At 40.4% G+C, this 13808-nt stretch carries 15 protein-coding genes; 6 read left to right on the top strand and 9 right to left on the bottom strand.

Annotated elements, in window-relative coordinates:
* Positions 1-227 precede the first annotated feature (227 nt).
* The 4 genes from FTT77_RS00525 to FTT77_RS00510 all read left to right on the top strand — a co-directional run bounded on the left by FTT77_RS00525 (position 228) and on the right by FTT77_RS00510 (position 4021).
* Entirely contained in the window at positions 228-440 is a 213-nt protein-coding gene (locus FTT77_RS00525) for a hypothetical protein (RefSeq protein ID WP_180003031.1), read from the top strand.
* Between the two features lie 225 nt (positions 441-665).
* A complete protein-coding gene (locus FTT77_RS00520; protein ID WP_180108736.1) occupies positions 666-1442 on the top strand; it encodes a Rossmann-like and DUF2520 domain-containing protein in 777 nt (258 codons plus the stop codon).
* A gap of 62 nt (positions 1443-1504) precedes the next feature.
* Positions 1505-2188, top strand: coding sequence for a class I SAM-dependent methyltransferase (locus FTT77_RS00515; protein ID WP_180108735.1), 684 nt, complete (start codon positions 1505-1507; stop codon positions 2186-2188).
* Between the two features lie 216 nt (positions 2189-2404).
* On the top strand, positions 2405-4021 hold the full coding sequence (locus FTT77_RS00510) for a GMC family oxidoreductase (protein WP_180108734.1): 1617 nt from the start codon (positions 2405-2407) through the stop codon (positions 4019-4021).
* Positions 4022-4126: 105 nt separating this feature from the next.
* On the opposite strand, the gene trmB is transcribed toward FTT77_RS00510, so the two are convergent.
* The 3 genes from trmB to FTT77_RS00495 all read right to left on the bottom strand — a co-directional run bounded on the left by trmB (position 4127) and on the right by FTT77_RS00495 (position 8691).
* Entirely contained in the window at positions 4127-4843 is a 717-nt protein-coding gene (gene trmB, locus FTT77_RS00505; protein WP_078188891.1) for a tRNA (guanosine(46)-N7)-methyltransferase TrmB, read from the bottom strand.
* A 175-nt stretch (positions 4844-5018) separates the two neighbouring features.
* Positions 5019-6959 carry a sensor histidine kinase gene (locus tag FTT77_RS00500; RefSeq protein WP_257224688.1) on the bottom strand — a complete coding sequence of 647 codons (1941 nt, stop codon included), beginning with the start codon at positions 6957-6959 and terminating at the stop codon, positions 5019-5021.
* Between the two features lie 289 nt (positions 6960-7248).
* Entirely contained in the window at positions 7249-8691 is a 1443-nt protein-coding gene (locus FTT77_RS00495; protein WP_180041312.1) for a SulP family inorganic anion transporter, read from the bottom strand.
* A 215-nt stretch (positions 8692-8906) separates the two neighbouring features.
* Here FTT77_RS00495 and FTT77_RS00490 point away from each other — a divergent pair, with 215 nt between their 5' ends.
* Positions 8907-9518, top strand: coding sequence for a glutathione binding-like protein (locus tag FTT77_RS00490; protein ID WP_078188886.1), 612 nt, complete (start codon positions 8907-8909; stop codon positions 9516-9518).
* Between the two features lie 80 nt (positions 9519-9598).
* Here the strand turns inward: FTT77_RS00490 and FTT77_RS00485 are convergent, their stop codons facing one another.
* The 6 genes from FTT77_RS00485 to FTT77_RS00460 form a co-directional block, all read right to left on the bottom strand.
* Complete coding sequence (locus FTT77_RS00485; RefSeq protein WP_180007314.1) at positions 9599-10285, bottom strand: hypothetical protein; 687 nt, start codon at positions 10283-10285, stop codon at positions 9599-9601.
* Positions 10286-10352: 67 nt separating this feature from the next.
* Entirely contained in the window at positions 10353-11138 is a 786-nt protein-coding gene (locus FTT77_RS00480; RefSeq protein ID WP_111885685.1) for a thiazole synthase, read from the bottom strand.
* 12 nt (positions 11139-11150) lie between these two features.
* Positions 11151-11348, bottom strand: coding sequence for a sulfur carrier protein ThiS (gene thiS / locus FTT77_RS00475; protein ID WP_180007313.1), 198 nt, complete (start codon positions 11346-11348; stop codon positions 11151-11153).
* A gap of 57 nt (positions 11349-11405) precedes the next feature.
* Complete coding sequence (locus tag FTT77_RS00470) at positions 11406-11771, bottom strand: DUF423 domain-containing protein (RefSeq protein WP_078188880.1); 366 nt, start codon at positions 11769-11771, stop codon at positions 11406-11408.
* Positions 11772-11942: 171 nt separating this feature from the next.
* Positions 11943-12812: an RNA polymerase sigma factor RpoH gene (gene rpoH, locus FTT77_RS00465; protein WP_180108732.1), complete on the bottom strand. Its 870-nt coding sequence runs from the start codon at positions 12810-12812 to the stop codon at positions 11943-11945.
* 142 nt (positions 12813-12954) lie between these two features.
* Positions 12955-13149 (bottom strand): sulfurtransferase TusA family protein, encoded by a 195-nt coding sequence (locus FTT77_RS00460; protein WP_078189214.1) that lies wholly within the window; start codon positions 13147-13149, stop codon positions 12955-12957.
* Positions 13150-13564: 415 nt separating this feature from the next.
* On the opposite strand from FTT77_RS00460, the gene FTT77_RS00455 reads away from it, so the two are divergent.
* Complete coding sequence (locus FTT77_RS00455; RefSeq protein WP_005014923.1) at positions 13565-13777, top strand: cold-shock protein; 213 nt, start codon at positions 13565-13567, stop codon at positions 13775-13777.
* The last annotated feature ends 31 nt before the right edge of the window (positions 13778-13808 follow it).

Below are 13808 nucleotides of genomic sequence, written 5' to 3'. Positions count from 1 at the left end.
CCAATCTTTAGCTAGGATTGAAAATCAATCATGTTTAGATGACTGGAACTGAATGATTTTCTCTAATTATTCATTTAAATTGCATAATAATTGCAATACAAATCACATAATGGCGTTACAATGATTTCGGTTTATCCTATTTATAACTGTATGCGGTAAGGCATCCAAGTTTATGAATGTTTAGATATTTTTATCTATTTCATTATGCAAGATTTTTGAGGCGAGTCATGTTAGTTAAGGTTGATGATGGTTTTTATTTAAACTCACATCATATTATTGCAATTCGGATTAATAGAGATTTGCTTGATACCTTTGTTGTTTCGGTAGAATACACACCGAACAGTGTGCAAAACACAGGTGTATTTGAAAAGAAATTCAATGCGCGCCGTGACGCAGAACAATACCTACAGACTCTGAATCAAATCATTGGTAAATCGTAAAAGCTAAAGTGCATATCGAATATTGTCTAGATTGAAAGCGATATGATATGCATTAGACTTAGATTGACGTCTAGCAAAAGGGATGAAACGCATCCCTTTTTTTGTGCTTATCTGAGCGAAACTAATGTGAAGAATTGAAAATAAATCATTCTATCGATACAACTCGATTTGCACGTCCGATATTTTCCTGACATGCTGTAGCCATCGAAAATGAGTTAAAACTATATGCGAATCAGTATTGTGGGTGCAGGTCGTGTTGCACATCATTTGCTCAAAGTACTTCATCCACAACATCACATTGTGCAAGTTTATGCGCGAAATCTTGAAAAGGCAGAAAAACTTGCAGCAAGTGTAGGTGCAAAAGCCGTTGATACCCCGACAAAGTTGAATGCTGAGATTGATCTTTTGATCATTGCGGTGAGCGACCAATCGATTGCAACCGTTATTCAGCAAGTTACAGCCTATCTGCCACAGGTTTTGATCGTGCATACTTCAGGTAGCACCAATATCACGGTACTGACCCAGCAGCATTTGCGAGCAGGGGTGTTTTATCCTTTACAAACCTTTAGTTTAGATCGAGATGTGGACTGGACGTCTACACCGATCTTTGTAGAAGCCGCGGATTCTACAGATTTGAGGACACTAACAGATTTAGCAAACAGCATGAGTCAAAGGGTTTATCAATATGATTCGGCACAACGTTTAAGTCTGCATCTTGCTGCGGTGTTCGCATGTAATTTTAGTAATTATTGTTATGACATGGCAAAGCAGGTTGTCGATGCAAAATACGTCGATTTTAGCTTGCTTTATCCATTGATTTTAGAGACAGCCAATAAAGCGACTCAGGCTGAACCGCGTAACATGCAAACAGGCCCTGCAATGCGTGGGGATCAAAATATCATGCAGATACACGCCAATATGCTTGGGCAAGCGGATCAAGTCGATCTGAAAGCGGTCTATGAAATGCTGAGTCAGCAGATTTTTGAGCATCATCAGAAATAAACAATCTATAAAGAACAATGAATATTTATTAGCATAGAAATACATGTCAATCAGGATGTTACATGGCAAAAGATTTTAATAACCCGCAAGTGGTCGAAAGTTATGATGCGCATATTCGAAAATTAATTCCCGGCTATGAACTTGTCCATCAGCAGATTCAGGCGGTGTTGAATTGCTATGTCACTGAAGATGCCCATGTACTGATCATTGGATGTGGGACGGGCTATGAACTGGGGTATCTCATGGCCTTGAATCCAACATGGTCATTTACCGTTACAGAATTGTCTGAAAATATGCTGAATCAAACACGGCAACGAGTTGAAGCCGCTGGACAGTTGCATCGCGTCAATTTTGTTTTGGGCAGTCATACCACTTTTGAGCAGATGAGTTGTTTTGATGCAGTTCTGAGTATTTTGGTGACGCATTTCATTCCGTTGTCAGAGAAAACGAATTTTTTAACAAAAGCTTTTGAATTGCTTAAACCGCAGGGCATTTTTTTAAGTTTTGACTTGATGCAAACTCATTCGAATTTTGAGCAGCGTGTCCTGCCTGAATTTTGCCAAATGCAAGGTTTATCTGCTGCGCAAGCGACAAAAATGATGCAGCGTTTAGAGGATGACTTTGAACTGATTAGTCAGCAGCACTATCAAAGCTTACTGAGGGAAATAGGTTTTGATCAAATCTATTGTTTCAGTCAAATCTTTAGCTATGCGGCTTACTGTGCTTTTAAAACATCGATTAATTAAAAAATAATAGAGTCCAAGATTGGGCGTATCAAGTTCATCGATCATTTGGACAGATATTGTTGCTACCTTGCATGAGTGAAGCATGAAACAAAATTTCGATCATCAGTTTCATCCTTCTTGCACGGTATCGCGCTCACTATTTTAAAAAAGAAACTTTTCAGTCAGGGTTAAATCACTTATTGTGCATTTATAAAAAGAATCAATTGGATGAAAATAATGTCAAAAATGGAATTTGATTATATTGTGATTGGTGGCGGAAGTGCGGGATGCGTACTGGCTGCACGACTCAGTGAAGATCCGAATATATCTGTGTGCTTGCTAGAAGCAGGTGGACAAGGTGATCAGTGGACGGTCAATATTCCAGCTGCATGCGTGGTGAGCTTGCCGACCAAGATCAATAATTGGGCTTTTGAAACTGTGCCACAAGCTGGCTTGAATGGTCGTAAAAGCTATCAACCACGTGGAAAATGCCTAGGCGGTTCATCTAGTATTAATGCCATGATTTATATTCGTGGTCATAAAAATGATTATGATCAATGGGCGGTACAGGGCAATACTGGTTGGTCATACGACGAGGTCTTGCCATATTTTATTCGCTCAGAAAATAACAACCGAATACACAATGAATTCCACGGAAATGACGGCCCTCTATCCGTCACAGATGTACAAAGTGACAATATTTTCCATCAACGCTATACCGAAGCGGCTCGTGCACAAGGCCATAAAGTCCTCGATGATTTTAATGGTGCAGAACAAGAAGGCTTAGGGGTTTATCAAGTTACGCATATCAATGGAGAGCGTTGTAGTGTGGCGCGTGCGTACTTATTTCCACATTTAGATCGGCCAAATTTAACCGTATTGACCAAAGCCACAACGCATAAAATTACCATAGAGCATCAAGTTGCGACTGGTGTAGAAGTACAACATGCAGGGCAAATGAAACACCTAAAAGCCAGACGTGAAGTCTTGCTCAGTGCCGGAGCGATGCAGTCACCGCAGATTTTAATGTTGTCTGGAGTGGGAGATCAGGCCGAGCTACAAGCGCATGGCATTGAATTGAAGCACCATTTACCGGGTGTAGGAAAGAACTTCCACGATCATCCCGATTTCATTTTTGGTTATAAAGTCAAAGAATATCAAGGCACATTTGGGGGGTCCTTACCAGGCTCAATTGATATGTTTAAGCAGATCAGTCGCTATCGTAAGGAGCGACGGGGCATGATTGCTTCAAATTTTGCAGAATGTGGCGGATTTTTAAAGACTTCACCAGAGCTGGAAATTCCGAACTTACAATTACATTTTGTTGTGGCACTTGTAGATGATCATGCACGTAAGTTCCATGCCAGTCACGGCTTGTCTTGCCATGTATGTCTGCTGAATCCACGTAGTCGCGGTACAATTAAAATCAGTGGTTCGAGTATTCATGATCCATTATTGATTGATCCAAACTTTTTAGGGGATGAACAGGATTTAGAAGATTTGGTACAAGGCTTTAAGTTGACGCAGCAATTAATGATGTCGCCGTCTTTATCGATTCATTATCAGCAAGATTTATTTACCTCACTGGTCAAAACCGATGATGACATACGTGCAATCTTACGTCAGCGTGTGGATACGGTTTATCACCCTGTCGGCAGTTGTAAGATGGGCGTAGATGAGATGTCTGTGGTTGACCCTGAATTGAAAGTCTACGGGATTCAAAACCTTCGTGTAGTCGATGCTTCTATTATGCCTTCTGTGGTGAATGGCAATACCAATGCGCCGACAGTGATGATTGCTGAAAAAGCCGTGGATATGATTCGACAAAGTCAGCTCCAAGCGCAAGTAGCCTAGTGGTTATTTGTTTTTATGTGATTTGAAACAACACAGAGAAATCTCAGATCAAAAATAGCAATAAAAAAACCACCGCTAACGGTGGTTTTTTGCTTCATTCAAAATTTAATTTACTTTTTTGAAGATGAAGTCATTAATTTTATGGCCTGCTTCAATTCCGCGACGTTCAAACTTAGTTTGTGGACGCCAGTCTGGACGAGGGTAGCTATTGCCTTTACCTGCAAGGTTTTCAAGACGTGGACGTTCTTCAAGCACTTCGATCATCCATTCAGCATACGGTTCCCAGTCAGTTGCTGAGTGGAATGTGCCGCCGATTTCTAATTTTTCTTCAACCAATGGCATACGGTCATGAGATACAAAACGACGTTTGAAATGACGTTTCTTCTGCCATGGATCTGGGAAGTATAATTGGACAGTATTAATACTGTTGTCTGGCATTTCACGTAGCACTTGGATGGCATCGGCATCCAATACTCGTAGGTTAGTTAAACCTGCAAGACCGGCTTCATACACACATTGAGCGATACCCGGAACATGCACTTCAATGCCGACAAAGTTGCGTTCTGGATTTGCTTTTGCCATTAGTACCAAAGAGCGGCCCATACCAAAACCGATTTCTACAGTTAGTGGGCGTTCAGGGTGTTCAAAATGCTGACGCAAATCACCAACAGGGTATTCCAAAATTAGATGACCATATTGTTCCAGCGCAGTACGTTGCGAAGTATTAAGTGGCGCAGAGCGGCGCATAAACGTCACGATTTCACGGTGTTCGTTTAGGTTATCCAGATCTACTGCGTGCTGGTCTAATTGATCGTTCGACATAACTTTGGCAAATGTAAAAAATTCGAATGCGGTATTTTAAGTCCTGAGATGCACAAGTCAAATTTTTTACCGTGAATAAATCCGCTTTTTGCTCAATCTCACCGACTGAAGCCGTGCTGAGCATTTGCAATGAGCAGTCAAATGCTCAGCTCAAAAGTCATGAATTAACATTAATCTAGGCTGTTTTTTCATCAAGATCTTCACTGTCAGCACCATCAGGTTTAAATGGCAAAATGGCCTCAATAACGGTACAACCCGGCTGTGACTGTATTTTAAATTCACCACCGATACGATGGATTCGTGTTTGCATACTATGTAGGCCGACATGTAGGCCTTGCTCAACTTCGTCAGGGTTGAAGCCGATACCGTTATCTTCAATACGTAATATCAGTTGAGTCTCTGTTTCGCACAAACTGACCTGAACTTTGCTTGCCTGACTATGCTTTAGAATATTGGTCAGGGTTTCTTCTGCGACACGAGTCAAATTGAGACATTGGGTCGCAGAGGGTGAGTGAATCCATTCGGTAGCAAATTTCCAGCTTGAGCTCATGTCTAATTCTTCAAAGAGCTGTACAAAGCGATGGCGAATCGGCGCCGCCCATTCGATCGGGGTGTCTGGAACTTTCGTCCCTATACTTGAACCCGAATCGATGACTTGTCTTAAATCATTACGGAACAGTTTAAGCATCGACATGATTTGTGGTTTTTCAATTTTGTCATTTTGTTCTAACAGTAAAATTGAACGGACAATTGATCCGCCTAAACCATCATGTAAGTCATGAGATAAATGAATTCGTTCTTGAAGTCGTGCATTTTCAAGCGCGAGTTGATGTTGTTGACCAAGTGAGGTAGCGAGTTTCAGTTCAGCTCGTTGTACATTTTCAGTTAAGGTCTTATTAAAACGCTCAATTTGACGGGTGTGTCGAGCTAAACGCAAAGCCAGTACGCCGCCCAAAACGAGGGTGGTTAGTGGGCCAGTATATGGTGAGAGCGCATGGCCTTCCATGGTCATCATAAAGTGCGCATCATGTACCGCAATTGGTAAATAAATCAAATACAGCGTTGCAAGCAAATAGGTTTCAGCCATTTTGGCTTTATACGCCAAGTAGGGGTAGCTAATACATTTGGCCACAAAGACCAAAACAAAGAAGCTAAAACAAATTTGGATGACGGTCTTTAAATAAGCCTCTGGTGCAAAACCGATACAGAGTGCTGCGATAGTGGCAAGGCTTAATAACAGCTTTTGAATTTTCGGGAAAGGATGGTTTGCAAAATACCACGCACCAATACAGCCAAAAACCGTATAAAAACAGAAAATGATATTTTGTAGGCGGTCGACCTGTACGGTGGTTAGAAATGAAATTGGTCCATTAAAAATAATACACAGGCTATAAAATACCCAAGCCATGCCTGTGATGGTTAACCATAAGTAAGCTCTTTCATTACGATTGGCGAGCCATGCTAAAAAAAAGAACACAGCCACGACGAAATTAATCATCGTATTGAGTTCGACTAATTGTCGTTGTTCGAGTAACCAAATTTTAAAGGTGTCATAGACTTGCTGGTATTCCCCAATTTGAACTGAACTGAGTCCTGATTTTTGGGTCACTGAACCATACACTTGCACCCAAATGGTATTAACACCTTGCTTTAAACTCGAGCTAGGCAAGTTCAAAATTCTTGGTTGATGTTGGCTTCGTGAAAAATGTTCTGCTGAAATGTAATCTTGCCAAAGTAGGGCATCGTTGATATAAACCCGACCACTTTGGGTGATGCCTTGTATAGCGATAGCAATGGGTTGATTTAACTGATGGAGGTCACAGTTCAACTTAAATTGGATTTTGTACCAAGCGATACCATGATAATCCGGCCAACGTTTATTCCAAGTGTCTGGAAGCTTTTGCAGATTTTGCCAACCTGTACGTGGGCGCTCTTGCTCGACAGCGCTTTTAGCTGTGGCAATATGGGTAATTTCAATAAGACAATGACTGCTTGAGATCTGAGGGGTGGCATTGGCAAAACTGGGTATAGCAATACAACATAGCAGGCAAAATAGACTCGCTAAGACCAGCAGCCGATTTGCTTGAATGCAGTGTCGTGACCAAAACCATACCATCAAAATTCCCCCAATTTTGTGTATCCACAATTTAAAAAAATAAATAGAAAGTCACATCAAATCTTTGTTTTATTTTTGATAGTTATAATTTTATGAGATGAATTATACAGTTAAATCGAATGAATGGTGAATTTTTCGCTTTTTTATAGGCTTAGTATTTTATGTAATGTCATTACAAATGAGACTTTGATTATTGAAACCCTTTGCTATATATATCCTGCTTAGGGTCCCAATAGGTCGCGCTTTATTGAAAATTGATTTGATTCAAAGTGAATATTTCAAAAATCCATTAGTCACTGACACGGTCAAGTAAAGTGCTACTTGCTTCATTTAAGCCAAAAACCTCTACTTGAATCTGTTTTGACTCAAATTTTTGCACGACATTTTTTAAAATATTGACGGAAGTAATATCCCAAATATGTGCATGACTCAGATCAATTCGCACATGACTAACCCTCTCCTGAAAATCAAAAAATTGATAAAAACTCTCAGAGCTACTAAAGAAAATTTGTCCATAGACTGTGTAGCTACGAATATTGTCTTTAAGTTCTGATGTGACTTTTACCGAACTTTCCAGTTGATTGATAATAAACAACGCAGAGAGGAGCACACCAACCAATACGCCAAGCGCCAAATTATGTGTTGCAAGCACCACGATCACCACAGTAATCATCACGACATTAAAAGACATTGGATGCTTTGAAAATTGCTTGACTGAATTCCATTGGAACGTAGTGAATGACACCATGACCATAATCGCGACTAAGGCCGCCATTGGGACATAGGCCAACCAGTCTTTTAAGAACACCACCAAACACAACAAAAATACACCTGCAACCAAAGTGGAAAGGCGAGTTCGCGCGCCAGAACTAACATTAATAATCGACTGACCAATCATGGCGCAACCTGCCATGCCGCCCATAAAGCCACTGACAATATTGGCAATCCCTTGACCACGACATTCCTGATGACGATCTCCTTCGGTTCCAGTGACTTCATTGATCACTGTCGTGGTCATCATGGTTTCTAATAGGCCAACTGTTGCTAGGGTGATGGAATAAGGGAAAATAATCGTGAAGGTTTCAAGATTGAAAGGAATTTCAGGAATCAAGAAAATAGGTAGAGTCTCTGGAAACTTACCCAAATCACTCACAGTACGCAGGTCTGCACCTAGAAATAATGCCAAGCCACTGAGGACAATAATGCAAATCAGCGGTGATGGAATAGCTTTGCCAATTTTAGGTAGATATGGAAACAGATAAATAATCGCAAGCCCTAAAAGCATAAACACATAGCCCCAACTATCCATCTTTGACATTTCAGGTAGCTGTGCGACAAAAATTAAAATCGCGAGAGCATTTAAAAAACCATACACCACTGACTGCGAGACGAAGCGCATAAGTTTTGCGACTTTAAAATAGCCAGCAATGATTTGAATCACACCAGTTAAAACCGTGGCAGCCAAAAGGTATTGCAAACCATGATCTTTGACCAATGTGATCATAAGTAAGGCCATCGCACCCGTAGCAGCAGAAATCATTGCTGTACGACCACCAAAAAAGGCAATGGTGACGGCAATACAAAACGAAGCGTACAAACCAACCTGAGGGTCAACCCCAGCAATAGCTGAAAAGGCGATCGATTCTGGAATTAGCGCCAGTCCAACCACCAAGCCTGCGAGCACATCGGTACGAATATTGGAAAACCATTGTTCTTTTTTAAGTTGTAACACGGTAACTTTTCATCAAATCTTAAACGCGGCTATGTTAAAACAACTGAGTATAAAAATGCATAACAGATTGACTTGAATTCTTCTTAATTATGGACAATAGTCAATGAGTATATGTGTTTCAGCATTTACGCTTTTTTGCAATTTACAGGTTTGATCACTTGAAAGTTTGACAGAAGAGATTTAAAACATTGAATAGTACATAACAAGGATCAGATATGAAGCTTTATTATTCTCCAGGTGCATGTTCATTAGCATCACATATAATTTTAAATGAAATTAATGTCGATTTTGATTTGGTCCGTGTTGACCTAAAAAACCATAAAACAGAAAAAGGGGTGGATTATTACGAGATCAACCCAAAAGGTTATGTACCTGCATTAGAAATTAACCCAGGTTTGATCCTGACCGAGAACGTGGCAATTTTACCGTTTCTTGCACAGCATGATCCAAAACAAGATTTAATTCCGCCATCAGGTTTAGGTCGTGCCAAAGTTTTAGAATGGCTTGGCTATTTGAACTCAGAATTACATGATGCTTATGCCGTATTCTTTGGTGCTCCACTAGATGCAGACGCTAAAGAAAAAGCTTATGCAGAAATTGATCGTTTATTGACATACATCGATAAAGCGATTGGTGAATCGGATAACGACTATTTGGTCGATGATAACTTTGGCCCAGCAGATGCTTATCTCTTTGTACTGACAAATTGGTCAAATGGCATCGGTCATGATTTAACGCCATATAAAAATATCATTGCTTTACGCAACAAAGTTGCAGAGCGTCAATCAGTTCAAATTGCGATGCGTGATGAAGGTTTAATTCCTTAAGTTAAGTTTTGAAATTGAATAAACAAACCGCCGAAATTGGCGGTTTGTTTATTGCTAGATTGGCATTGCTCAGGTTCAACTTAGTACTCGAACTGTGTATAGAAATCATCAAAGTTAATATTTTTAAGCGTCAGTTGCTGTGGTGATTTGAAGGTTGACCATTTGGTTTGAGTTTTGGCATCTTCAAACATATTGCCGCCTACAATTTCCTTACGTTTTAAGGTCGAAAAATTATAGCTTTTCGATGTTTCTTCACCTGAAGCTCGGTGAAAGCTACTGTAGTCAAAACCAATCAGGTTAAAGCGTTGATTTTGCCAACGGAAGGTATAACTATGTCGGGGCCATTCCCAGCCACCACAAGCCATAAAATAACTAAAATGAACGAGTAAATTGCCTTTACTGATTTGGATGTCTTCTGCTTCAGCAAGTGGGTCAAGTAAGCATGAATTGGGTTGCTGAGCGACAGGGATGCTATTGTTTTCAACGATACGTTGATATCCCTTTGCGGTTTTAAAAAACACGATGAGTTTTCGTGGATGGTTATGAACGACTTTGCCATCGTCATCATAGGTCGCCACATCGACTTTTTGTTTTTCCACGATCATCGCAATATCTGGCTTTTGATCTTTGTTTAGGTCGCCAGTCGTAGTCATCAAAATGTTCCAACCTTGAGGCGCAAGTGATTTGGCTGTGCTAGGCACTTGGGCAGACAGCCAACTAGATGCGGCACAAAGACTCAAAGTACACAATATATGGGATTTTTTCATTGTTATCAGGTTTTCAAAATCAAAAAGAGGACTCAATAGAGTCCTCTTTTATACCGTGAATGAGTTCTTATTTAAAGAAGTATCCGGTTTCAGGTGAACTGGCATTTGCCATGCGTTTACGCGGCATACGTCCTGCTAGGAATGCTTCACGACCGGCTTCGACTGCTTTTTTCATCGCTGAAGCCATTAGAACAGGGTTTTGAGCTGCTGCAATTGCCGTATTCATTAATACGCCATCACAGCCCAATTCCATCGCTATCGCTGCATCACTTGCGGTACCTACACCGGCATCGACCAAGACAGGCACTTTGGCGTTGTCTTTAATGATCGAAATAGTATGTGGGTTGAGAATGCCTAAACCTGAGCCAATAAGGCTACCTAAAGGCATAATGGCTACACAGCCCATGCTTTCGAGTTCTTGTGCCACTATTGGGTCATCTGAGGTATAAACCATGATTTCAAAGCCATCGTCAATCAACGTACGTGCAGCTTTTAAAGTCTCAGTAATATTTGGATATAGGGTTTTCTCATCCCCTAAAACCTCAAGTTTAACCAAATTGTGACCATCTAAGAGTTCTCGTGCCAACATGCAAGTACGGACCGCACTGTTCGCATCGAAACAACCTGCTGTATTTGGCAAAATCGTATATTTCTCAGGTGGAACCACTGAAAGCAAGTTCGGCTGGTCTGGATGCTGACCAATATTCACACGGCGAATGGCAACGGTCACAATTTCAGCACCACTGGCTTGAATGGCCTGGTCAGTTTCCGTTAAGTCCTTGTACTTACCTGTACCAACTAAAAGTCGTGAATTAAATGTACGTGAACCAATGATTAGGGGTGTATCTTCCATGGGAGCTCCATTTTAGCCGCCACCTACGGCATGAATAATTTCAATATGATCTTGCTCAGTAATTGGGGTTTGTTCCAATTTACTTTTCGAGATGATCATTTCATTTTTTTCAACAGCGAAGCGTTTGCCTTCCAATTGTAATTGTTGAACCAATTGCAAGAGGTTGACACATTCGGTTTGTGTAGCTTCGCCGTTTAAATAAATTTGCATTTGTGGATTCCGTTCTTGCAGCCTTGCCAATTGCATAAGGCCAATATCTGCTGTTGATTATTTTGCGTATTTAAACGCATTCCATGCCAATATGAGCCATCCAGCAATCATCAGCGCTCCACCAATCGGGGTAATGGCACCGAGACCGCGTGGTAAGCCTAGAGCCATCACATATAAAGAACCACAGAAGAAGAAAATACCAATTTGTATGAGTAGGAAACTGGCTTTTATTGGAAGTTGGGGAATGACTTTGGATAAGATCGCGAGGGCAAGTAAGCCCAGTGCATGATAAAAGAAATAGTCCGTTGCAGTTTGCCACCAAGCCAATTGGGCTTCAGTCGCGCGAGCTTTTAATCCGTGTGCACCAAAGGCACCAAGCATCACAGCAAAAGCTAAGTTAAGTGCGGAAATGGCAATCCACATGTGCATTCACCTTAACAAAATTTGCGCATAACCATAGCATATTTAGCGTGCAGGATTAAAGCAAAAATGCCCAAAGTTTTTGTGTTACAGCCTATCATTCAATAATATTCAGAAACAAAAAAAAGAGCATCGAAATGCTCTTTTTTAGAATAACAATGAAAAGCCTTCAACTTAGTTTGAAGACATTGCGACTTTAATTTTTTCCATCGCATTTTTTTCCAACTGACGAATACGTTCAGCAGATACATTATATTCCGCTGCCAATTCATGCAGCGTCGACTTTTCGTCATCTAACCAACGACGTTGTAAGATGTTACGCGAACGATCATCCAGCTGATCCATGGCTTCATGTAAAGCTGAAGTACTCTGTTCTTCGTAATCTTCATCTTCCGCTAAACGCGCAGGGTCATAACGGTTATCTTCGAGATAAAGGGCAGGAGCGACATGAGTCGAACCTTCATCGTCGTCATCACTTTGAGCTTCAAATGCAGCATCATAAGCGGTTAAACGGCCTTCCATTTCTAAGACTTGTTCGGGTGTCACATTTAAGTCATTGGCAATCGACTGTGCTTCAGCCAAAGTTAATTTTTTAGATGACTTTTTTAAGCTACGTAAATTAAAGAATAATTTACGCTGCGCTTTAGTGGTCGCAATTTTGACAATACGCCAGTTACGAATCACATATTCATGAATTTCTGCTTTAATCCAATGCACAGCAAAAGATACGAGACGTACACCCATATTTGGGTCAAAACGTTTTACCGCTTTCATTAAGCCCAAGTTACCTTCTTGAATCAGGTCACCTTGTGGCAAGCCGTAGCCTGCATAGCTACGTGCGATATGCACAACAAAACGAAGATGTGACATCACCAGCATTTTAGCTGCGTCTAAATCTTGGTCATAATAATAACGTTCGGCCAGCTCTTTTTCTTGTTCGGCCGATAAAATTGGAATCTGATTAACAGTACTAATATAAGCACCAAGATTCACCCCAGGTGCCGATAATGACAGGGGCATCAATTGATTGCTGCTGTCACTCATGTTTTCTCCTTGAGAATTAAAATGGGTAAGCCCAATAACTAAGATTCATCTTAATCCAATATTTCCGTAAATTATGGAAAATTGGGTATAGAAATGTAAACTTTTATTCAATTATGAAGCAATTTAGTTTAGCTGAATCTTTTTAAGATTCAATTAAGTAATGAAACTCAGAATCGGAAATTTTGCGCATTTCACAGTTTAACTGATGTATTTGACAGTATCGTGATACATCTTGTTGGCTGTGCGGATCGGATGACTTTAACAATAAAGATTGGTCTGGACTTTTCTTTAAAGCTTTTTTGAGCATCAATAGTGGCATCGGGCAGGGTTTACCCATTGCATCTACAGTTAAAAGCGAATTTTGGCTGTCACTCACGAAGCAGATCCAACATGTTTACATTTCAATGGAAATATTAGCAAATACAGTGCCAAATCCCAACCTAAAATAGGTAAAAATCCTTTGTGATTTATAACTCAAACGATGTGAAAAAATAAGAATATTCAAAAGGAAAATAGATCAAAAAAATCTATTAATTGCGGTAAACCCGTGTTAAGCTCGTTGCGTTGTTAAGATTTTTGTTGGCTGTGAAGCCTCTTAACTCTTGATATATTTGGATGTAACCGGGATTTTGTTGATAGTTTTACAGAATGATTACAAGCTTAGAAATAAAAATATTTTTTTTAACCTTGTTTGGTCTGCTGTTTGCAACACCGGGTGGTCCTTCTTTTTTAAATACGATAAGGATTAACTTATGACAGCTCGTGAACAAGGCGTTGTTAAATGGTTCAACGACACTAAAGGCTTTGGCTTTATTCAACGTAACGGCGGCGACGACGTATTCGTTCATTTCCGCGCAATTATGGGCGAAGGCCACCGTTCACTTCGTGACGGCCAACGCGTAGAATTCAGCGTTGTTAAAGGTCAAAAAGGCTTCCAAGCTGAAGAAGTACAACCTTTAGACTAATCGTCTGAATGTACTCAAAAACGCTCCAATG

It is taken from the genome of Acinetobacter sp. YH01010 (genome assembly GCF_013420775.1).
In the GTDB taxonomy this organism is placed as follows: Bacteria; Pseudomonadota; Gammaproteobacteria; order Pseudomonadales; family Moraxellaceae; genus Acinetobacter; species Acinetobacter amyesii.
The sequence above is the reverse complement of the archived record's forward strand: the minus strand, read 5'-3'. Positions and strand labels throughout refer to the sequence as shown.